The sequence below is a fragment of the Bacillus sp. FSL M7-1020 genome (assembly GCF_038050415.1).
GTDB classification, from domain to species: Bacteria; Bacillota; Bacilli; order Bacillales; family Bacillaceae_G; genus Bacillus_A; species Bacillus_A toyonensis.
The window spans coordinates 3,750,274-3,770,795 of the sequence record NZ_JBBOTW010000001.1; the positions used below are offsets into that span (position 1 = coordinate 3,750,274).

The 20,522-nt window shown below is 36.5% G+C and carries 22 protein-coding genes; 4 read left to right on the forward strand and 18 right to left on the reverse strand.

Going from position 1 to position 20,522, the window contains the following annotated elements; all coding sequences use genetic code 11:
- Window positions 1-16 precede the first annotated feature (16 nt).
- Together mgtA and MHB70_RS19045 are read left to right on the forward strand one after the other, a co-directional pair.
- Window positions 17-2,722 carry a magnesium-translocating P-type ATPase gene (gene mgtA / locus MHB70_RS19040; RefSeq protein ID WP_000481707.1) on the forward strand — a complete coding sequence of 902 codons (2,706 nt, stop codon included), beginning with the start codon at window positions 17-19 and terminating at the stop codon, window positions 2,720-2,722.
- Between the two features lie 124 nt (window positions 2,723-2,846).
- Window positions 2,847-3,548 (forward strand): MgtC/SapB family protein, encoded by a 702-nt coding sequence (locus MHB70_RS19045; RefSeq protein WP_000262352.1) that lies wholly within the window; start codon window positions 2,847-2,849, stop codon window positions 3,546-3,548.
- Window positions 3,549-3,589: 41 nt separating this feature from the next.
- Here MHB70_RS19045 and MHB70_RS19050 read toward each other — a convergent pair whose 3' ends face one another.
- Window positions 3,590-4,828, reverse strand: a complete 1,239-nt coding sequence (locus MHB70_RS19050; RefSeq protein ID WP_001208869.1) for a DNA polymerase IV — start codon at window positions 4,826-4,828, stop codon at window positions 3,590-3,592.
- A 141-nt stretch (window positions 4,829-4,969) separates the two neighbouring features.
- Here MHB70_RS19050 and MHB70_RS19055 point away from each other — a divergent pair, with 141 nt between their 5' ends.
- Window positions 4,970-5,170 carry a hypothetical protein gene (locus MHB70_RS19055; protein ID WP_002093303.1) on the forward strand — a complete coding sequence of 67 codons (201 nt, stop codon included), beginning with the start codon at window positions 4,970-4,972 and terminating at the stop codon, window positions 5,168-5,170.
- A 46-nt stretch (window positions 5,171-5,216) separates the two neighbouring features.
- Here the strand turns inward: MHB70_RS19055 and MHB70_RS19060 are convergent, their stop codons facing one another.
- Window positions 5,217-6,335 carry a tripeptidase T gene (locus tag MHB70_RS19060; protein ID WP_000609821.1) on the reverse strand — a complete coding sequence of 373 codons (1,119 nt, stop codon included), beginning with the start codon at window positions 6,333-6,335 and terminating at the stop codon, window positions 5,217-5,219.
- 127 nt (window positions 6,336-6,462) lie between these two features.
- The gene (locus tag MHB70_RS19065; RefSeq protein ID WP_002044843.1) at window positions 6,463-7,008 is read right to left on the reverse strand and encodes a GNAT family N-acetyltransferase; all 546 of its coding nucleotides are present in this window, start codon (window positions 7,006-7,008) and stop codon (window positions 6,463-6,465) included.
- A 187-nt stretch (window positions 7,009-7,195) separates the two neighbouring features.
- Between MHB70_RS19065 and prli42 the strand changes: the two genes are divergently transcribed.
- Window positions 7,196-7,288, forward strand: a complete 93-nt coding sequence (prli42, locus tag MHB70_RS19070) for a stressosome-associated protein Prli42 (RefSeq protein WP_000549039.1) — start codon at window positions 7,196-7,198, stop codon at window positions 7,286-7,288.
- Window positions 7,289-7,361: 73 nt separating this feature from the next.
- On the opposite strand, the gene MHB70_RS19075 is transcribed toward prli42, so the two are convergent.
- From MHB70_RS19075 to lpdA, 15 genes are all read right to left on the reverse strand, one after another.
- Window positions 7,362-7,601 (reverse strand): DUF3894 domain-containing protein, encoded by a 240-nt coding sequence (locus MHB70_RS19075; RefSeq protein ID WP_000281158.1) that lies wholly within the window; start codon window positions 7,599-7,601, stop codon window positions 7,362-7,364.
- A 114-nt stretch (window positions 7,602-7,715) separates the two neighbouring features.
- The gene (locus MHB70_RS19080; RefSeq protein ID WP_001146537.1) at window positions 7,716-8,276 is read right to left on the reverse strand and encodes a L,D-transpeptidase; all 561 of its coding nucleotides are present in this window, start codon (window positions 8,274-8,276) and stop codon (window positions 7,716-7,718) included.
- Between the two features lie 16 nt (window positions 8,277-8,292).
- Window positions 8,293-9,261: an aromatic acid exporter family protein gene (locus MHB70_RS19085; RefSeq protein WP_000472694.1), complete on the reverse strand. Its 969-nt coding sequence runs from the start codon at window positions 9,259-9,261 to the stop codon at window positions 8,293-8,295.
- A gap of 100 nt (window positions 9,262-9,361) precedes the next feature.
- Window positions 9,362-10,084 carry an amino acid ABC transporter ATP-binding protein gene (locus MHB70_RS19090; protein WP_000590222.1) on the reverse strand — a complete coding sequence of 241 codons (723 nt, stop codon included), beginning with the start codon at window positions 10,082-10,084 and terminating at the stop codon, window positions 9,362-9,364.
- Window positions 10,077-10,736, reverse strand: coding sequence for an amino acid ABC transporter permease (locus MHB70_RS19095; protein WP_001046918.1), 660 nt, complete (start codon window positions 10,734-10,736; stop codon window positions 10,077-10,079). The genes MHB70_RS19090 and MHB70_RS19095 overlap by 8 nt, the downstream gene beginning before the upstream one ends.
- A 36-nt stretch (window positions 10,737-10,772) precedes the next feature.
- On the reverse strand, window positions 10,773-11,552 hold the full coding sequence (locus MHB70_RS19100) for a transporter substrate-binding domain-containing protein (RefSeq protein ID WP_000735464.1): 780 nt from the start codon (window positions 11,550-11,552) through the stop codon (window positions 10,773-10,775).
- A gap of 250 nt (window positions 11,553-11,802) precedes the next feature.
- A complete protein-coding gene (locus tag MHB70_RS19105; RefSeq protein ID WP_001979317.1) occupies window positions 11,803-12,216 on the reverse strand; it encodes a BrxA/BrxB family bacilliredoxin in 414 nt (137 codons plus the stop codon).
- A gap of 143 nt (window positions 12,217-12,359) precedes the next feature.
- Window positions 12,360-12,767 (reverse strand): YjdF family protein, encoded by a 408-nt coding sequence (locus tag MHB70_RS19110; protein WP_061529593.1) that lies wholly within the window; start codon window positions 12,765-12,767, stop codon window positions 12,360-12,362.
- Window positions 12,768-12,886: 119 nt separating this feature from the next.
- Window positions 12,887-13,351, reverse strand: a complete 465-nt coding sequence (locus MHB70_RS19115; RefSeq protein WP_000542539.1) for an NUDIX hydrolase — start codon at window positions 13,349-13,351, stop codon at window positions 12,887-12,889.
- A 70-nt stretch (window positions 13,352-13,421) separates the two neighbouring features.
- Window positions 13,422-14,126, reverse strand: coding sequence for a DUF421 domain-containing protein (locus MHB70_RS19120; protein WP_000550952.1), 705 nt, complete (start codon window positions 14,124-14,126; stop codon window positions 13,422-13,424).
- 99 nt (window positions 14,127-14,225) lie between these two features.
- Window positions 14,226-15,404 carry an FtsW/RodA/SpoVE family cell cycle protein gene (locus MHB70_RS19125; RefSeq protein WP_000831188.1) on the reverse strand — a complete coding sequence of 393 codons (1,179 nt, stop codon included), beginning with the start codon at window positions 15,402-15,404 and terminating at the stop codon, window positions 14,226-14,228.
- A gap of 340 nt (window positions 15,405-15,744) precedes the next feature.
- Window positions 15,745-17,058, reverse strand: coding sequence for a dihydrolipoamide acetyltransferase family protein (locus tag MHB70_RS19130; RefSeq protein WP_000257669.1), 1,314 nt, complete (start codon window positions 17,056-17,058; stop codon window positions 15,745-15,747).
- A 15-nt stretch (window positions 17,059-17,073) separates the two neighbouring features.
- Window positions 17,074-18,057, reverse strand: a complete 984-nt coding sequence (gene bfmBAB / locus MHB70_RS19135) for a 3-methyl-2-oxobutanoate dehydrogenase subunit beta (RefSeq protein ID WP_000290072.1) — start codon at window positions 18,055-18,057, stop codon at window positions 17,074-17,076.
- Window positions 18,058-18,070: 13 nt separating this feature from the next.
- Complete coding sequence (bfmBAA, locus tag MHB70_RS19140) at window positions 18,071-19,072, reverse strand: 3-methyl-2-oxobutanoate dehydrogenase subunit alpha (RefSeq protein ID WP_000852549.1); 1,002 nt, start codon at window positions 19,070-19,072, stop codon at window positions 18,071-18,073.
- A gap of 27 nt (window positions 19,073-19,099) precedes the next feature.
- Window positions 19,100-20,521: a dihydrolipoyl dehydrogenase gene (lpdA, locus tag MHB70_RS19145; RefSeq protein WP_000090439.1), complete on the reverse strand. Its 1,422-nt coding sequence runs from the start codon at window positions 20,519-20,521 to the stop codon at window positions 19,100-19,102.
- Window position 20,522: the final 1 nt, after the last annotated feature.

Here is a 20,522-nt window from a genome sequence, read left to right on the forward strand (position 1 = left end):
AAAGGAGGAACTACCGATGTTTAATTTTCAAAGACAAGAAACAAAGCATGCTTACGATCAAGATAGCATGCAAACAAATAACAAAGTATTAGTGGAAGTTGCAACACAAGATATAAACTCTGCATTAAAACTTCTAGAAACTACAGAAAATGGACTCTCTAAACAAGAAGCGTCCCGTAGACTTTCTTTATATGGTCCGAACGAAATTGCTCATAATAAAACATTGCCGTGGTACATTCAATTTCTGCTGGCATTTAAAAATCCATTTATTTTTGTTTTATTAGCTCTTGGAGCGCTCTCTTTTTTCACAGATGACATGCAAGGAACAATTGTCGTATCTGTAATGGTACTTCTAAGTTCAACGATTCGCTTTTTACAAGAATTCCGCTCTCAAAAAGCCGCGGATAAATTAAAGGCGATGGTTCGAACAACCGCGAGCGTCTTTAGAATAGATGGATTTGTACACGAAACAAAAAACGTAACGAATTTAAATCGAAATTATACAATAGAAATTCCAATTGAAGAACTTGTACCTGGCGATATTATTTCACTTTCAGCCGGTGACATCGTTCCAGCTGATGTGCGTATTTTATCGGCTAAAGATTTATTTGTTAATCAGTCTTCATTAACCGGGGAAGCACTTCCTGTAGAAAAATACGAAAACTGCTACCATACAGAAAACAAGCATATCTTACCAAAAAATATGAAAAAAAATTTCAATCCACTCGATATGGAAAACCTTTGCTTTATGGGTACGAATATTGTAAGTGGTAGCGCAAAAGCTGTTGTCGTTTCAACAAGTACCGATACGTATTTCGGCTCTTTAGCGAATAAAGTAATCGGGAAGCGCGCAGAAACAAGCTTTGATAAAGGTGTAAACAAAGTAAGCTGGCTCTTAATTACATTCATGCTTATTATGGCGCCCATTGTCCTTCTCATTAATGGATTCACAAAAGGTGATTGGCAAGAAGCTTTCTTCTTCGCTATCGCTATTGCAGTTGGTCTTACACCTGAAATGTTACCAATGATTGTAACTGCTAATTTAGCTAAAGGTGCTGTGAACATGTCTAAGCAAAAAGTTATTGTAAAACAGCTAAATTCTATTCAAAACTTAGGCGCGATGAACATTCTTTGTACAGATAAAACTGGGACATTGACAGAGGATAAAGTTGTTCTTGTTAGACATTTAGATCCTACTGGTAATCCATGCAATCGTGTATTACAGTTTGCATATTTAAATAGCTTCTATCAAACTGGATTGAAAAATTTAATAGATAAAGCTGTTATTGAGCATACAGAAGAAAAACAAACGTTCGACCCTTCAACGTTTCAAAAACTAGATGAAATTCCATTTGATTTTGCCCGCCGTCGCATGTCCGTCATCGTCAAAGACATCTCAGGTGAACATACAATGGTTTGTAAAGGTGCCGTGGAAGAAATTTTATCCATTTGTAACTACACTGAATCAAACGAAAAGATTGTTCAACTTACCGAGGAAATGCGCTCAAATGTCAAACAACTAAGTGAGACATTGAATGGCGAAGGTATGCGTGTAATTGCTGTAGCTTATAAAAAAAATAGAAAAATAAATGATAAAGAGTACGCGGTAAAAGATGAAACTAATATGATTCTCGCTGGATATATTGGCTTTTTAGATCCACCGAAACCATCTGCATCTGTTGCTATTCAAGCATTACAGAAACATGGTGTACAAGTAAAAATTTTAACTGGTGATAATGAAATTGTTACAAAAAAAGTTTGTAAAGAAGTTGGATTGGATATTGGTGAGCCTATCCTTGGCTACGAGATCGATTCTTTACCAGATAAAGCATTAGCAAAACTAGCCGAAGAAACAACAGTGTTCGCAAAAATAAATCCAATGCAAAAATCTCGCATTATTCGTGCCTTACAAGGGAACGGTCATACAGTAGGTTATATGGGGGATGGTATTAACGATGCCGTAGCATTACGTGATGCTGACGTTGGAATATCTGTTGATACTGCAACTGATATCGCAAAAGAGTCTTCCGATATTATTCTACTTGAAAAAAGTTTAACTATATTAGAAGCGGGTATTTTAGAAGGACGCACTACGTTCGGAAATATTTTAAAATATATTAAAATGACGGCTAGCTCTAACTTTGGAAATGTATTTAGTGTGTTAGTGGCCAGTGCTTTCATTCCCTTTTTACCGATGCTTGCCATTCACCTTTTAATTCAAAACTTGCTTTACGATATTTCACAGCTGTCTATTCCATGGGACAAAATGGATAAAGAATTTTTAGAAAAACCGAGAAAATGGGATACTGCAAACTTACGGAACTTCATTATTTGTATCGGCCCAATTAGTTCCATATTTGATATTATCACATACGTAGTCATGTGGAATGTCTTCGGTGCAAATACACCTAGCGAACAATCATTATTCCAATCTGGTTGGTTTGTCGTTGGACTGCTCACACAAACTTTAATCGTTCACATGATAAGAACACAGAAGATTCCATTCATTCAAAGTACTGCATCAGCACCGGTACTGTTATTAACCGCTTGTATTATGGCAATCGGAATTTATATTCCATTCTCACCACTTGGTGCGGCTGTTGGTTTACAAGCATTACCACTTAGCTATTTCCCTTGGCTAGTAGGAATACTATTAGGCTATGCTTTCTTAACACAATTCCTGAAAAAAGTTTATATTAAAAAGTTTCATAGCTGGTTATAAAGTGAAACTTTAATCAGTGGGGGTCTTACTGCCCGCAAATAGCGGGATAAAAACGAGAATGAGTGGTACTCCCCACTCATTCTTAAAAACATCACACGTACTTATATGTATGGAGGTGACCATGATGGTATGGTATGACATTGTATTAAGATTATTTATCGCAATTATTATAGGTGCTTGCATCGGAATGGAAAGGCAATGGAGACACCGGATGGCCGGTTTACGGACAAATGCTCTCGTATCACTTGGTGCCTGTATATTTGTTTTATTATCCGTCATGCTTGATCATGATGCTAGCCCCTCACGTATTGCTGCTCAAGTTGTTAGTGGGATTGGCTTTTTAGGAGGCGGTGTGATTATCCGTGACGGTTTTAGTATTAGAGGATTAAATACTGCGGCTACTTTATGGTGTGCTGCTGCTGTCGGTACTCTTACAGGCGCTGGTTTTCTCCTTGCAGCTATATTAGGTGCAGCCGGCGTTTTACTAGCAAATATACTACTTCGCCCGATCGCTCTCTTTATGAATAAAAAATCAAAAGAAGAATCACCTGAACAAACAAACTACTTCCTTTCTCTTACTTGTTCCGAAGAAAATGAAGCACATATTCGTTTTTTACTCATGCACATGGTAAGTACAGAAGGTCTCGGTTTAAAAGAGTTATATAGTGAAGATGTAGATTCTAAGCAAAAAGTCTGTATACAGGCTACATTACATTGCAAGACAAATGCGGCTATCTTAATTGAAAAAATAGTAAGTAGAATGTTATTAGAATCTGGCGTTACTGCTGCTGGGTGGAGGACTTCTTTAGATTTAGAAGCAAGTTAAATATGAAAGGTGTCATGCTATTTACTACTTCATGACACCTTCTACATAAACTTATTTTCTAACTTTTGTTGAAACGACTTCTCTTGCTTACGTAGTAGTTGACTACCTCGTTGTAAAAGCGGTGTTCCATACTTATCATTAATTTGATCAATGACAGCAAGTAGTGGTTCTTTTTTCGCATCCTCTTCAAATGAAAACAAATCTAATTGTTTCACCGATTCTGTCTTCCACTCTATTTCAGTAGCTGTAACACCTAATAAACGAACGGAATCACCGTCCCAATGTTGCTTCCATAAACGGGATGCTGCTTGAAAAATATCGCGTTCTTCCCAAATTGCATTTTTCAATTGCTTACTCCGTGTTACCGTTCGCCTATCATGGTATTTAATCATAATTTGAATATTATAGCTGACAAGAGTTCGCTTTTGTAATCTTTTACTCACTGATTTTGATAAACGTTCTAACATATCAAGTAACTCTTTCTCTTCATCCATATCCTTTGAAAAGGTCGTCGAATTACCGACACTTTTATGCTGTCCCATTTGACTCGGATCAACTTCTCTATCATCCATACCTTTTGCACGCCTTTGTAAATCAACACCGTGCTTTCCAATTTTAGCGCGAATGATATGCTCGTCTCCCTTTGCCAATTGTTCAATTGTCTGTATATGAATATCATTTAATTTTTCAGCTGTTTTCTCACCAATTCCATGCATGGCTCCAACTGGAAGTGGCCAAATCAATTCTGGAATATCACGTTTTCGAAGTACAGTAATACCAAGTGGCTTTTTCATATCTGAAGCGGTCTTTGCTAGAAAAAGATTTGGAGCAATTCCAATACTACACGGAAGCTGTAACTCTGTTAACAACGCTTGTTGAATCATCTTTGCTATTTCAAGAGGCGAACCGAGTGCATAGCAATCTGTAATATCTAAATATCCTTCATCTATAGAGACTGGTTGTATCTTTTCTGTAAAACGGGAAAGGATTTGAAACATTTGAAATGAAGCTTCACGATATAATGTAAAATTTGGATGCCTTACAACTAATTGTGGGCATAACCTTTTCGCTTCCCAAAGAGGCATCGTCGTACGTATTCCATATTCTCTCGCCTCATAACTACACGTTATAATAATTCCTTTTCTCTCTTTTTCATTTCCAGCAACCGCTAATGGCTTTCCTTGTAATGATGAATCATGAGCAATTTCAACAGATGCGAAAAAACAATTCATATCCACATGTAAAATAACACGGCCATTTTTCGGATACATTTCTCGCATAGTACTCCCCCCTCAAAAGAACATTTGTTCCTTCATTATACCAAATTCATGTACAATATAATAATTACTTATTCTTTTTATCCTTATTTTTGCTATACTTAATACGAAATATGGATATTATTGTAAAATGAGTGACTTATTATGAAATCTAATAGTAAACTTAACTCTACCTTTCTCATTATTATATTAATCCTCTTAATTAATTACTTACTACTCCCCATTTTTAATATTAATACAGCTGGACTCCTCCCTCGTTTACTAAGTATCGTAACAACTTATATACTGCCATGGATTTTCTTATATTGGTTTATCCGCCTAGTGAAAGCAGTTGAATCAAAATAAAAAAGACGTGTAAACCATAATTGGTTCACACGTCTTTTTTATTTTATTACTTCGCTACTTCTTCAATAATTGCAACAACTAATTCTGCTGTTTTCACTAATTCTTCAACAGGAATCTTCTCGTTTGTTGTATGAATTTCTTCATAACCAACCGCTAAGTTAACTGTTGGAATACCGTGTCCTGCAATTACGTTTGCATCACTTCCGCCACCACTTTGGTGAAGAGAAGGTGTGCGACCAATTTTTTCAGCTGCACGTTTTGCAACTTCTACAACGTGGTCGCCATCAGCAAATTTAAATCCTGGGTACATAACGTTTATTTCAACGTCTGCTTGACCACCCATATCTTTTGCAGTTGTTTCAAATGCTTCTTTCATTTTCGCAACTTGTTCTTCCATTTTCTCGTTGATTAAAGAACGAGCCTCTGCAAAGATTTGTACATGATCACAAACGATATTTGTTTGTGTACCACCTTCAAAACGTCCAATATTTGCAGTCGTTTCAGAATCAATACGACCAAGTGGCATCTTCGCAATTGCTTTCGCTGCGATCGTAATTGCAGATACACCTTTTTCTGGTGCTACACCAGCATGAGCTGTTTTCCCGCGAATAATTGCGTTCACTTTCGCTTGTGTTGGAGCTGCAACAACGATTTCACCAACTTTTCCATCGCTATCTAATGCGTAACCATATTTCGCTGTAATGCGCTCACGGTCTAATGCTTTTGCACCAACAAGTCCAGATTCTTCTCCAACTGTAATAATAAATTCAATTTTACCATGAGGAATATTTTTCTCTTTTAACACACGAATTGCTTCAAACATTGACGCTAATCCTGCTTTATCATCCGCACCTAAAATTGTAGTACCATCTGATACGATATATCCATCTTTAATAGAAGGCTTAATTCCATTACCAGGAACTACTGTATCCATATGAGAAGTAAAGTAAATTGTATCCACGCCATCTTTTGTTGCTGGTAAAGTACAAATTAAGTTACCTGCACCATGACCAGTTACAGACATTGTGTCATCTTCAAATACTTCTACACCTAAATCTGTAAATTTCTTTGTTAATACTTTGCAGATTTCTGCTTCAAATTTCGTTTCAGAATCTACTTGTACTAATTCCATAAATTCATTTACTAAACGTTCTTGATTAATCATAAGACTGCGCCTCCTGCACTACCATTATGTATGTAACACTAATAATTATAACAGAATTCCGCAAAAGTTTCGAAATACAAGACAAAAAACAGACGGTTTATATGTCTAGATAACCATCTGCTTTCGATTACTCATTTAACAATACCCAGCGCATATGATCTTCCCACACTCCATTTACCATTAACATCTTCCTAGATACACCCTCATACTGGAAGCCTATTTTCGTCACTACTTGTATAGATGCTAAATTACGCGGCATAATTGGTGCTTCTATACGATGTAAATGAAATTCCTCAAAAGCAACTGCAATTGCTTTTCTAAGCGCTTCTGTCGTATAACCTTTATTTAACTCTTCCTTATCTAATTTATAACTGAGTACACAAGATTGATAAATACCACGAACGATTAAATTAAATGAAATACAGCCAATTATTTTCGTGTCATCACCTTTTTTAAAAATCCATAGCCTAATGATCTTACCTTCTGTAAACTCTTTTCTATCCTTTTGTAGCTTTTTCTTTTGATAATCTAACGTAAAAAAATCCTCCGGTCTATACTCTTCCCAAGCTTTTAAAAATTCACGATTTCTGTCGTAATATTGAAGAATTTTTTCAGCATACGACTCATCGATTTCCCTTAAATGTAAGCGGCCTGTCTCATATATTTTCATCATCGTATCTCCATTCCTCAGCTTGCAAAACAAAAACTCACAATCTATCTTTTAATATATTCTCTATGCATACTTAAATTTCCTGTTATATTTTGCAACCCCTTCCCGAAATTTGTCCTTTCTCTCCCCTTGTCCACAGTTTCATTTCTCGTTACAATGAAGGTGTACTGATTTGCAAGGAGGTTTAACGATGCATAAAAAAGCTCAAAAAGTTATGGTTTATATCATGCTAATTTCTATGCTTGTAACAACATTACTTGCTGGCGCAAGTATGTTTTGGTAAAAAGGGCGATGTGTTCGTCCTTTTTTTTACGTTTTACACATAATAAAATAAACCATCTCGACATCGAGATGGTTTATTTTATATAAAGCACAACCGCTACAATACTAAAGGAAAATGCCATTACTAACGCTATCACAAAACTCGTGTACTGTTTGTGTTGAAACGCCCCAATAACAAAAGTAAGATTAAGTAATGCCATCAATACAATCGCTACAACGTAAGAGCATATATTAAAAGTTGCCAATATGAATGTAATCACAAATAGAAAGCCAATAAAAAACTGCATATACGAAATTTTTGGATTCAAGTACATATGAGCAACCCCTTTACCTATTTTTATCCCGCATTAACGGGGAATAACCTCGCACTGATTAAAGTTTCACTTTATCTTTCTATATTTTCATTAACGCATGGTTATGTACACATGTCAAGACAACTTATGATAAAAGAAAAAGCCAACCTTTGCGTTGGCTTTTTCATATGCAATGGCACCTTTTTCTTTTGCCAATTGCTGAAATGTTTTTTTCGACTTCACAATCCACACTTTTGTTCCAATTGGAATGCGATCAAATAAATATTCCACATCGTTTTTCTTCATTCTTATACATCCTTGTGAAATATACTTTCCAATTGAACTTGGTTGGTTTGTTCCATGTATTCCATATTTACTCCCATCAGTTCCTCTTGCATTAAACCCAATCCACCTTGATCCAAGTGGATTTTTTGGTGAACCACCTGGAATATCTTTTGCAATATAGTACGGGTCCTTCGCTTTCATTACAATATCAAAAGTTCCTTCTGGGGTTAATTCATTCGTTTTTCCTGTCGCTACGGGAAAAATCTTTTGAATTTTCCCATCGTCAATGTAAGCTAGTTTATTCGTCGCTTTATTTACAATAATGAAAGGATCTCCGGCACGTGGATTATCACCAAGAGGCCAAATCGGCGATAAAGAAAGACATAATATGAAAGAGAGAAGATACGGCATAAATAATTCCTACCTTCTATATAAGTTCTTTTATATTATCCTTTCCCTTAAAGCGACTTTTAATGAGTAAATATTGCTCCATTTCATATACAAGTTGAACAAGTTTTGCACGTATTTCAAATTCTTCACGTGTGACTGGTAACGGCATTTCTCTAAACAATTCTCTCATTTCTTGAAGCTGCCTTAAGGAAATAACACCTGTACTTTCAGGGCTAATTGCATTCCCAATATTTTCAACAACATCGGCAATCATATCAGCTTGTTCATATGTCCACGATAAAGAGGCTGCCAATGGTATCATTCGCTCTAAAATTTCGAATTGTTGCATGCGCATATTAAAGTAACGATAGTAATAATCATCTTCGCGCATAAATGCATTCTCAAGCTTCTTAAAAGATAAATCTCTTGCTTCATTTAGCATATTCTCGGTTTCAATGAGTTCTGCCCCGCTCCAACTACTTTCTCGATTTCGTAAATACACAACCATTTCAAACAATATCGTTTTAAAATTACTTTCTATTTTATTCCGATACTCTCTTAGCTTATTTTCACTACTTGGCATATACATGTTCACTAATAACGCCACACTAATTCCTATCGTTAATATAGCAATTTCATTTCCAACTATAAGCCATGTAATGTGTTTCAATGAATATAGATGCATAACAATAACTGAACTCGTGACGATGCCTTCTTGAATTTTCAACATAACTGCAGTCGGAATAAATGTAAGTAATAATACGCTAATTGCAAGTGGGGTATAGCCAATTGTTTCAAAAATGCAAAATGCGAATACCATTGATAATACACAAGCTAAAAATCGATGTACCGATACTTGAAGTGATTTACGCTTCGTATTTTGTACACATAATATAACTAAAATACCTGCTGAACTATAAAATTCTAACCCTAATAACTGAGCAATAAAAACTGCCGCTCCTGTCCCTATTGCTGTTTTTACTGTACGGTATCCAATTTTAAACATATCATTACTCCTATATGTATAAACGTATTTATAGTTAGTATAAAAAAAGGATGACACATTGTCATCCTTTTCTACTTATTATTCACATAACCTTTTCATATTACAATATTTTTTGTAAAAATTGTTGCGCACGTTCACTTTTTGGTGCTGCAAAAAATTGTGCTGGCGGACTGTCTTCTACAAGGTTTCCTCCGTCTAAGAAAAGAACGCGATCTGCCACCTCTTTTGCAAATCCCATTTCATGCGTAACAATCGCCATCGTCATTCCTGTCGTCACTAATGATTTCATAACTTCTAGCACTTCTTTCACCATCTCTGGGTCTAGCGCTGATGTTGGTTCATCGAACAGCATAACTTCCGGTTCCATCGCTAAAGCTCTCGCTATCGCTACACGTTGCTTTTGTCCCCCTGAAAGGCGATTCGGATACGTATCTTTTTTATTTAACAAGCCTACTTTTTCTAAAAGTTTCTCGGCTTTCTTTTCAGCCTCTTGTTTCGTTACTCCTTTTACATTGATAGGAGCATACGTAATATTTTCTAATACAGTCATATGAGGGAATAGGTGAAAATGCTGAAATACCATTCCTACATTTTCACGAACGTGCATTATATTCGTTTTCGGATTCGTTACTTCTTCCGTTCCAATCCAAATACGACCATTTGTCGGTGCTTCTAACACATTCATACAGCGTAAAAATGTTGATTTCCCTGATCCGGACGGTCCGATAATTGCAACTACTTCCCCTTTTTCAATCGTTGTTGTAATGCCTTTTAATACTTCGTTTTTCCCGAATGATTTATGAAGGTTTTCAATTTTAATCACTTTTTTTCATTCTCCCTTCAATTGCCTTCCCGACTAATGTAAGAATAATGACTAGCGTATAGTAGATCAGACCAACAAATAGTAGCGGCTCAAGATATTTAAACGTTTCACCGCCTACAATGTAAGCGCGGCGCATTAAATCCGTCGCACCTATTACTGTGACTACAGCCGACTCTTTCGTAAGCGTCGCAAACTCGTTTACAAGTGCCGGTAATATATTTTTTAAAGCTTGGGGAAAAATAATATTTCGCATCATTTTTCCATATGGAATTCCTAAAGCCATCGCTGCTTCAGTTTGTCCTTTATCAACCGCTTGAATGCCGGCACGGATGACTTCTGACATATATGCACCTGAATTCAAACTAAATGCTAGTACAGCCGCTAAAAAGGCCGGTATCTCATAACCAATTATTTGCGGGACACCAAAATAAATAATCATTAATTGCAATACAAGTGGTGTACCACGGAAAATTGATGTATAAAGATCTGCCGCTATATTTAATGCTCGTATTCTAGCAATCTTACAAAGTGCTAATAACGTTCCTAAAATAAATCCTGCTAAAGCTGATACTGCTACAATTTTCAAAGTAACTTCTAGCCCTTTTAATATATACGGTATCGAAGGCGTAATCGCCGAAAAATCCAAGTTCATTCTTTTCATTCCCTTCACAGAAAAGTGAAAGGCAGCTTATTTTCCGCTGCCAAACCACTTCTTCACTAATTTATCCATTTCTCCGTTTTCTTGCATTTTTTTAATCACTTTATTAAATTCAGCTGTTTTATCACTGTTTTTCGGAAGGGCAATTGCTGCTCCTACTTCTTCTGGCGCTTCTTTAATTTCAATTCCTTGTAAATCTTTCATTTTCTCTAAATAATTTTTCGCTACTGTATCTTCTAAAATCGCCGCATCAAAACGACCCGCTTTAATTTCTTGTACAATTTCTGGTATACGGTCACGTCCCTCAGCTTTGAAATCAACTTGTTTTTTAAATTCCGCCGCCTTCTCTTCTTGAATAGATCCTGTTTGTACCCCTACTTTTTTCCCTTTTAAATCTTCTACTGATTTAATGTTAGAATCCTTTTTAGAAACAATCATGTTTTTCGCAACAAAATATATATCTGTAAAATCTACATTATTTTTACGCTCTGCCGTTGGCGTCATACCTGCCATTACAAAATCAACTTTTCCTGAGCTAAGAGACGCTAATAAACCACCAAAATCCATATCTTTCACTTTCACTTCATACCCAAGTTCTTTTCCGATATACTTTGCAATATCAATGTCAAAGCCAATAATTTCATCACTCTTTGAAGCTTCTACATATTCATAAGGTTTATAGTCTGCTGAAGTTCCCATTACAAGTACTTTCTTATTTCCTTTTTCTTCTTTTACGTCCCCATTACTACACGCACTAAACATACTTACAATTAAAATAAGTGCAAACGATATCGATAATAACTTCTTCATCTTTCTTCCCCCTAATAATGTATATTTAAAAGTTTAATAGAATATTTATTCGATGTTTGTATTGTATCAGCAGTTTTATTTTTATGCAATATATAAAATAAAAATAAATTAAATAACATTAAATAACGCATTCTTAATGCATAAAAAACTGCATAATAAAACAAGATGATGTATATTCCATCGCTTTGTATAATTAATAAAAAAAGGCGGTACACCCACTTAATCGTGGGCGTACCGCCTTTTCACTTATCTATAGTTCTTCACAATTCTCTTCAAAATACGATTGTAATTTCGCAATAACTTGCATCGGTTCATGACCTTCAATTTCATGACGTTCTACCATCGTTACAATTTTTCCATCTTTTAATAAAGCAAATGATGGAGAAGAAGGTGGATACCCTTCAAAATATTCACGAGCTCTTGCTGTTGCTTCTTTATCTTGACCTGCAAACACCGTTACAAGATGGTTAGGACGTTTATCATAATGTACGGAATGCGCAGCAGCAGGGCGAGCAATACCACCTGCACAACCACATACAGAGTTTACCATTACAAGTGTTGTACCATTTCTTTTAAACGCTTCTTCAACTGCTTCTGGTGTCGTTAATTCTGTATATCCAGCAGAAACGATCTCTTCACGCGCTTGACGAACAACATCATTCATAAAAAAGTTAAAATTAATCAATCTTTTCCCTCCTCTAAATCTACCTATTTGTATCTTACCAGTTAATGTTTATGAAATACAAGTAAGTTTACTTGTATTTAAGCATAGAAAAGGTGTTAGAGCTCTTGCTCTAACACCTTTTCTCAATGACCACGATGTTTTTGCTTTGCTTTTTGTACTTTTATAAAACGTTTTCTCTGCTTTTCAGCTTCCCGTTTCTCTTTAGATTTCACTTTCTGTTCTTGTTTATGCAGTTCATAAGATAAACTAATTGCTTCTTGTGCCTTTGTAAAACGTTTTACATTTACTTCTTTTGCCGCTTCTCGTATGATACGTTTTATATTTTTTGGACGCTGTTTTTCTTTAACGTCCACACCACATTTTGCAACGTGCTGGAAATATGCTAACATTGGACCATTCACAAATATAAGTACTTCCTCGTCTGAAGGTTCCATTCCAAAAATATACCTCGCTCCATACAATTTCCCTTTTTCTTTATGCGTAATAATTCCTACAAAAAATTGACCGTCGTGATATACTGTCAAATCCATTGACAGCCCCTCCTTTAATAAAATTAGAAATATTGGACATCCCGGAGGGGAAGGTTACTGACATGAAATCATGCGTCTGGACTACCGACCAGAGCTGTGTTTTTATATTTCTTTCATTATTATATATTCATTTCCATAATTTTCATATATTCAACAATCATTTTTTTATGCGATCCAACAATATAGTCAGGTAGCTCCGTTACTGGAAAGAATTTAAGCTGAACCGCCTCTTCTTTATTCATAACAAAATGTCCTTCGTATTCATCCGTATAATAAGCTGTCGTTACAGATTGAAATTCATCACCGTTTGCTAATTTTGTAAAGTAGTTCGCTCCAGAAAACACATTGATTAATCGTAAGTTCTTTACTTCTATACCTGTCTCTTCATATACTTCACGGTAAGCTGTTTCTTCTGGTGATTCACCAAGCTCCATGAGCCCGCCAGGCAGCCCCCATTTTCCATACGGTTCTGTTCGTTGTTGCAATAATACATCTCCATGTTCATTTATAACGAGTACAACAGCACCAACTAAAATTAAAGGGCGATGACCAACTATTTTTCGTAATTCTTCTACATATCCCATCGTATCGCCTCCTTTTTCGTTGTCCACACTATTGTATCATATGTATGAAACGACAAAATGCGTATATTTTTCATTTTTTTAACAAAATATTTATTTTATGTGCTTCATCTACTGTAGCTAACATAATAGATTCGACTTCTGTACTCTCCTCTAGAAATTCTCTCGCCCACGCTTCTGTTTTTCCTAATAAAGCAAGAACATCTTTCTGAATCCTCCCATCCTTTACTAATACAAAAGAAACTGGAGATTTTTTTCCCGCCACTTTAAGATCAAGTCGCGAAACTGCTTCATATTCTGGATATCTAAATATAGAAACGACACCGTTCGCTTCCCATAATGCTAATTTGATTGTTTGAATATCGCTCACATTTCGCATACGAAGTTCCGAAAATAAATATTCCACGGTAATTCTCGCTTTTTTCAAATTGCTAAAATCAATGGAACCATTGTGTATAAGAATGATAGGTGCTGGCTCTAAAAAACGTCTCCATCTATCCCATTTCAGCATTAAAACTGAGCTTATAATATGAAGTACAACGAGTATGAACGTTGTAATCATCGAACCGAGTAACCCTACTTTTTCATCAGACAATGCGTTAGAAATATTCCCACCAAGCAATAGCACTAATACAACATCTAAAAAACGAAGTTGTGCGATAGATCTTTGCCCCATCGCTTTCGTAACTAATATTAAAAATACGTATGCTATTATAGCCCGTACAACCCATTCCATATTTGAAAGGTGCCGTGCCCCTTCAAAAATATGCATATGCATCATTCGCACCCCATCTCAAACTGCTAGTCTGTTTTAGTTTGCAACGTTTAAGAGCATATATGTAAAAAAGCTAGTTCGTTTTTACACGAACTAGCTTTTTTACTTAACTGAAAACATATATTTTTTATACGTTTTCCGTACCGATAATATGAGACCCATCATAATCATATTCGAGAACAAGGAACTTCCCCCATACGATAAGAAAGGCAATGCAATCCCTTTTACAGGCATTAATCCAACGATCATACCGATGTTTTGGAATATTTGAACCGTTAATATCCCAATTGATCCAGCACATAATAATGTACCGAATAAATTATCAGCAGAATAACCAATAATAATTGTTCTATATAGTAGTAATAGGAACAAGAACACAACTAACGCTGCTACGATAAATCCACCTTCTTCGGCAATTGTAGCGAAAATAAAGTCAGTATGCTTCTCAGGGATATAGACGTTCCCTTCGCGAAATCCTTTCCCTTCCATACCGCCACTACCTACAGCTAAAATCGATTGCTGCGTTTGATAACCTTGATCTGTATGTTCAAATGGATCTAACCAACCTAAAATACGTGATTGTTGGTGAGGTTTTAGTAAAGTAACTAACTTATTAAAGAAGAAATCCTCATACCTTACGTAAATAAATATTAACGTAGTTAATATGGTGACTGGAATAACTGTACATAACGCTATCAATTTCTTCTGAATACCTGACATAAATAAAATACATGCAATGGCAGCAGCATATAAGAACACCATCCCTGTATCCGGTTGGCTATATACAACAGCCATAGGCGGGAGGGATACTAGCACGATTTTACCTACTAATTTTAAGTCCGTTTGGAATGTCCTTGCCATATACTGTGCATTATGTTTCACTGCTATACTTGCTACTACGAGAAGCAATGAAATTTTGAAAAACTCAGACGGCTGAATTTGTCCAACTAGCGGAAATACAAACCATCTTTTTGCACCTAATTTTTCAGGTGTGAAAGTGGAAACTGGTAGTATTTTCAAAAGAATAAGTGAAGCAAATCCAACGATATAAAGTGGCCAAGACAATTTTTGTAATTGATCTAGGTCAATGCTTGCAACAAGCAATAACAATACAACCCCAATTATGTAGTTCAAACCCTGTTTCATCGCAAAGTTTGCCTCTCCATATTGGCCAGTTTGCTGACTGCTATATATAGCAGCTATACTCGTAACACATAGTGCACACAAAATTAAAATTAATTTTACATCTAAACTTTTTAGAAACTCGGTACTTCTTTTCATGACATCCTCCTGAAACATTGTTACAGCAAAATAAAAAACCAGGAGTCAACATTCTTCATGTTTTGACGACTGATTACACATTATCTATAAAACACTTATATAGAATAACTCTCTTTTTCATACAATACAATATATTATACTACAGTTTCGTCAGTAAGATTTGCCAAAAAAATTATTCTTTTCTTATTTTATATCCATATACCATATATCAGCAATGTATTTTCATAAATTCCTAATACATAATCGTTCATTGTAAGATTACTGGGAAAGATATTATACATATAGTAGGTTGTAGATGAAGAAATAAGATGATAAAAAGCTCGCATAAGCGAGCTTTTTATTAATATACAGATGTATTATTTTCTGACGTATTTTCTAAAATTTCTTTTACACGTCCTAAGAACTTACCACAAATTAAGCCATCTAGTACACGGTGATCAAGTGATAAACATAAGTTAACCATGTCACGAGCACCGAACATACCGTTATCCATAATTACTGGGCGTTTTACAATTGATTCAACTTGTAAAATAGCCGCTTGAGGGTAATTAATAATACCCATAGATTGAACAGAACCAAATGATCCTGTGTTATTAATTGTAAATGTTCCACCTTGCATTTCGTCCGCTTTTAACGATTTCGTACGTACTTTTCCTGCAAGCTCTGTAATTTCACGAGCGATACCTTTAATCGTCTTCTCATCCGCGTGTTTAATTACTGGTACAAATAGTTCTTCCTCTGTTGCAACAGCGATAGAAAGGTTAATATCTTTCTTCTGAACGATTTTATCGCCAGCCCACATAGAATTGATTTGAGGATACTCTTTTAACGCTTGTGCTACTGCTTTTACGAAGAAAGCAAAGAACGTTAAGTTAAAGCCTTCGCGCTTCTTAAAGTCACCTTTAATTGAATTACGGTATGACACAAGGTTTGTCACATCTACTTCAATCATCATCCAAGCGTGTGGCGCCTCATGTTTACTACGTAACATATTCGCTGCAATTGCTTTACGCACACCTGTTACTGGAATTTCGATATCGCCAGGCATTGTCGGTACAGAAACTGGTTTCGCAGCTTCTACTTTTTGCGCTACTGGCGCTGCTTTTGATGCTTCTGGGCGCGCTTCTACTACTGCTACAGCTTCCTCTTTTTTCGCACCTACTTGCGGAATGTTTCCAGATTCCACTAGTTTTAAAATATCTTTACGAGTGATACGACCATTTGCTCCCGTACCTTCTACTAAATCTAAATCAACGTTATGCTCGCCCGCAAGTTTTAATACCGCTGGTGAAAAACGTGGTTTTCCATCAGTTGGTTGTTTTACTTTCGGCGCTTTTTCAGGCGTAGTTACTTCTGCCTTTGGTTCTTCTTTTGTTTTTTCTTCTACAGCTGTTGCTGCTACTTCATCCGCGCCTTCTACTTGAATGACACAAACTACTTCACCTACAGCTAACGTATCACCTTCACCAGCGATTAACTCTTTCACAATACCAGTGAAAGAAGATGGTACTTCTGCATTTACTTTGTCAGTCATTACTTCTGCAAGCGGATCATACTTATTTACGTGATCGCCAACATTAACGAGCCATTTACTAATTGTGCCCTCTGTAACGCTCTCCCCGAGCTGAGGCATTGTAATATTTTCTACAGCCATGTATAGTCCCCCCGATTAAAATTCCGCAAGTTCACGCATTGCTTTTTCAACTTTATCTGGATTTACCATAAAGAATTTTTCCATTGTTGGTGCATATGGCATTGCTGGAACATCTGGGCCTGCAAGACGTGCAACTGGTGCATCTAAATCAAACAGACAATTTTCAGCGATAATTGCCGCCACTTCACTCATAATGCTTCCTTCTTTATTATCTTCTGTTACAAGAAGAACTTTACCTGTTTTAGAAGCAGCTTCTATGATTGCTTCTTTATCTAATGGATACACAGTACGTAAATCAAGAATGTGTGCAGAAATGCCATCTTGCGCTAACTTCTCAGCTGCTTGAAGAGCAAAGTGAACACATAATCCGTAAGTGATAACAGTAATATCATCACCTTCACGTTTTACATCTGCTTTTCCGATTGGTAATACGTAGTCATCTTCTGGCACTTCACCTTTAATTAAGCGATAGGCACGCTTATGCTCAAAGAATAGTACCGGATCTTCATCACGAATTGCAGCTTTTAATAAGCCTTTTGCATCATATGGTGTAGAAGGGATAACAATTTTTAAACCTGGTTGGTTTGCAAACATCGCTTCTACAGATTGTGAATGATACAATGCACCGTGAACCCCCCCGCCAAATGGCGCACGAATTGTAACTGGACAAGTCCAATCATTGTTAGAACGATAACGAATTTTTGCTGCCTCAGAAACAATTTGGTTTACTGCTGGCATGATGAAATCAGCAAACTGCATTTCAGCGATTGGGCGCATACCATACATTGCCGCACCAATTGCTACCCCAGCAATTGCAGATTCTGCAAGCGGTGCATCAAGTGCACGATCTTCACCAAATTGATCGTATAAACCGTGTGTCGCTTTAAACACGCCACCTTTTTTACCAACATCTTCTCCTAAAACGAATACTTTCTCATCGCGTTCCATTTCTTCGCGCATTGCTAATGTAATAGCATCAATATAAGACATTACAGCCATGAAACGTTCCCCCCTATTCTGCGTATACGTGCTTCAATGCATCTTCAGGTGCTGCATACGGAGCATTTTCTGCATATTCTGTTGCTTCATTTACGATATGCATAATTTCGTCTAACATTTGTTTTTCAAATTCCTCAGTTAACACGCCAGCTTCTTTTAAATAAGCTGCAAATGTTATAATTGAATCTTTTTTCTTTGCTTCTTCTACTTCTTCTTTATCACGATAAACACGATCATCATCGTCACTAGAATGTGCTGTTAAACGATATGATACTGTTTCAATTAAAGTTGGACCTTCACCACGTCGACCGCGGTCTGCTGCTTCTTTTACAGCTTTATATACTGCAAGCGGATCGTTTCCGTCTATTGTATATCCAGGCATACCGTAACCAATTGCACGATCTGATACGTTTTTACATGCTAATTGTTTTTCAACCGGAATAGAGATTGCATATTTGTTATTTTCACACATGAAAATAACAGGTAGTTTGTGTACACCAGCAAAGTTTGCCCCTTCATGGAAGTCACCTTGGTTTGAAGAACCTTCTCCAAATGTAACGAACGTTACTAAATCTTTCTTCTCCATTTTTCCAGCTAACGCAATACCAACTGCATGTGGTACTTGTGTTGTTACTGGAGATGAACCTGTCACAATACGATTTTTCTTTTGACCGAAGTGACCAGGCATTTGACGACCACCAGAGTTTGGATCTCCAGCTTTCGCGAAAGCTGACAACATAAGCTCTTTAGCTGTCATACCAAACGCTAGTACAACACCCATATCACGGTAGTATGGTAATGCATAATCTTTCTCTCTATCAAGAGCGAACGCTGCTCCAACTTGTGCAGCCTCTTGTCCTTGACAAGAAATTACGAATGGAATTTTACCTGCACGGTTTAATAACCACATACGTTCGTCAATTTTACGTGCAAGTAACATCGTACGGAACATTTCTAATACTTGCTCATCACTTAAGCCAAGCTCTTCATGGCGCTTTTCTTTTACTTCTGCCATTTTTCATAACCTCCTAAATCCACATTTTTATGCGTGTAACGCTCTTCCATCTACAGCAAGTGCTGCTTCACCAATCGCCTCAGATAATGATGGATGCGGATGAATTGTATGTGCTACTTCCCAAGGTGTTGCATCAAGTACTCTTGCAAGACCAGCTTCAGAAATCATATCTGTTACGTGTGGTCCAATCATATGAACACCAAGAATGTCATTTGTTTCTTCATCAACTACAAGCTTTACAAAACCATCAGATTCTCCGTATACAAGCGCTTTTCCGATTGCGCGGAATGAGAACTTACCTACTTTTAACTTATAGCCTTTTTCTTTCGCTTCTTGTTCTGTTAAACCGACAGAAGCAACTTCTGGACTGCTATATACGCATTTTGATACCATAGAGTAATCAATTGGCGTAACTTCTTTCCCTGCAATATGTTCTACTGCAACAATTCCTTCGTGAGAAGCAACGTGAGCAAGTTGTAAGCCACCGATTACATCTCCAATTGCGTAAATATGAGATTCTTTCGTTTGATAAAACTCATTTGTTTGAATGTATCCTTTTTCCACAACGATATCCGTATTCTCTAAACCAATATTTTGCGTATTGGCTTGTCTTCCTACAGATACAAGCATTTTTTCTGCTTTAAATTCTTTATTCTCACCGTTATGTTCAGCTTGAATTGTTACTCCATTATCTTTTACCAATGTTTCTGGTAATACTTTTGCACCAGTCACCACTTTAATACCTTTTTTCTTGAACAGACGTTGCATTTCTTTTGAAACGTCCTGATCTTCTAGTGGTAAAATCGTTTTCGCATACTCTAACACTGTAACTTCTACACCGAAGTCAGCAAGCATAGATGCCCACTCAATACCAATTACACCGCCACCAACGATAATGATCGAACTAGGAAGCGTTTCCATTTTTAGGGCATGATCTGAAGACATTACATACTCTCCGTCTAACTCTAAACCTGGTAATGAATTTGGACGAGAACCCGTTGCAACAAGTACATTTTTTGGAATTAACATTTCATTCTCTTCTCCACTTGCAAGTTCAACTGAAATTGTCCCTGGCATCGGAGAAAAAATAGACGGGCCAAGAATACGACCAATACCTTCAAACACATCAATTTTACCTTGTTTCATTAAATGTTGAACACCTTTATGAAGCTGCGTTACAATCTTCTCTTTACGCTCTTGTACTTTTGCAAAGTTTAGTTCTACATTACTTGCAATAACTCCGAACTCTTCGCTTTTTTTAGCAGTTGCGTATACTTCCGCACTACGTAAAAGAGCTTTACTAGGAATACATCCTTTATGCAAACAAGTACCACCAAGATTTTCTTTTTCAACAAGTGCTGTTTTTAATCCTAGTTGTGATGCGCGAATTGCAGCAACATATCCACCTGTACCGCCGCCAACGATGACTAAATCATATTCTCTTGCCATT

Excerpts from the sequence above, each read along its gene's own strand:
- mgtA (WP_000481707.1), top strand. The coding sequence starts at position 17 with ATGTTTAATTTTCAAAGACAAGAAACAAAGCATGCTTACGATCAAGAT.
- MHB70_RS19045 (WP_000262352.1), top strand. The coding sequence starts at position 2,847 with ATGGTATGGTATGACATTGTATTAAGATTATTTATCGCAATTATTATA.
- MHB70_RS19050 (WP_001208869.1), bottom strand. The coding sequence starts at position 4,828 with ATGCGAGAAATGTATCCGAAAAATGGCCGTGTTATTTTACATGTGGAT.
- MHB70_RS19055 (WP_002093303.1), top strand. The coding sequence starts at position 4,970 with ATGAAATCTAATAGTAAACTTAACTCTACCTTTCTCATTATTATATTA.
- MHB70_RS19060 (WP_000609821.1), bottom strand. The coding sequence starts at position 6,335 with ATGATTAATCAAGAACGTTTAGTAAATGAATTTATGGAATTAGTACAA.
- MHB70_RS19065 (WP_002044843.1), bottom strand. The coding sequence starts at position 7,008 with ATGATGAAAATATATGAGACAGGCCGCTTACATTTAAGGGAAATCGAT.
- prli42 (WP_000549039.1), top strand. The coding sequence starts at position 7,196 with ATGCATAAAAAAGCTCAAAAAGTTATGGTTTATATCATGCTAATTTCT.
- MHB70_RS19075 (WP_000281158.1), bottom strand. The coding sequence starts at position 7,601 with ATGTACTTGAATCCAAAAATTTCGTATATGCAGTTTTTTATTGGCTTT.
- MHB70_RS19080 (WP_001146537.1), bottom strand. The coding sequence starts at position 8,276 with ATGCCGTATCTTCTCTCTTTCATATTATGTCTTTCTTTATCGCCGATT.
- MHB70_RS19085 (WP_000472694.1), bottom strand. The coding sequence starts at position 9,261 with ATGTTTAAAATTGGATACCGTACAGTAAAAACAGCAATAGGGACAGGA.
- MHB70_RS19095 (WP_001046918.1), bottom strand. The coding sequence starts at position 10,736 with ATGAACTTGGATTTTTCGGCGATTACGCCTTCGATACCGTATATATTA.
- MHB70_RS19100 (WP_000735464.1), bottom strand. The coding sequence starts at position 11,552 with ATGAAGAAGTTATTATCGATATCGTTTGCACTTATTTTAATTGTAAGT.
- MHB70_RS19105 (WP_001979317.1), bottom strand. The coding sequence starts at position 12,216 with ATGAATGATGTTGTTCGTCAAGCGCGTGAAGAGATCGTTTCTGCTGGA.
- MHB70_RS19110 (WP_061529593.1), bottom strand. The coding sequence starts at position 12,767 with ATGGATTTGACAGTATATCACGACGGTCAATTTTTTGTAGGAATTATT.
- MHB70_RS19115 (WP_000542539.1), bottom strand. The coding sequence starts at position 13,351 with ATGGGATATGTAGAAGAATTACGAAAAATAGTTGGTCATCGCCCTTTA.
- MHB70_RS19120 (WP_000550952.1), bottom strand. The coding sequence starts at position 14,126 with ATGCATATGCATATTTTTGAAGGGGCACGGCACCTTTCAAATATGGAA.
- MHB70_RS19125 (WP_000831188.1), bottom strand. The coding sequence starts at position 15,404 with ATGAAAAGAAGTACCGAGTTTCTAAAAAGTTTAGATGTAAAATTAATT.
- MHB70_RS19130 (WP_000257669.1), bottom strand. The coding sequence starts at position 17,058 with ATGGCTGTAGAAAATATTACAATGCCTCAGCTCGGGGAGAGCGTTACA.
- bfmBAB (WP_000290072.1), bottom strand. The coding sequence starts at position 18,057 with ATGGCTGTAATGTCTTATATTGATGCTATTACATTAGCAATGCGCGAA.
- bfmBAA (WP_000852549.1), bottom strand. The coding sequence starts at position 19,072 with ATGGCAGAAGTAAAAGAAAAGCGCCATGAAGAGCTTGGCTTAAGTGAT.
- lpdA (WP_000090439.1), bottom strand. The coding sequence starts at position 20,521 with ATGGCAAGAGAATATGATTTAGTCATCGTTGGCGGCGGTACAGGTGGA.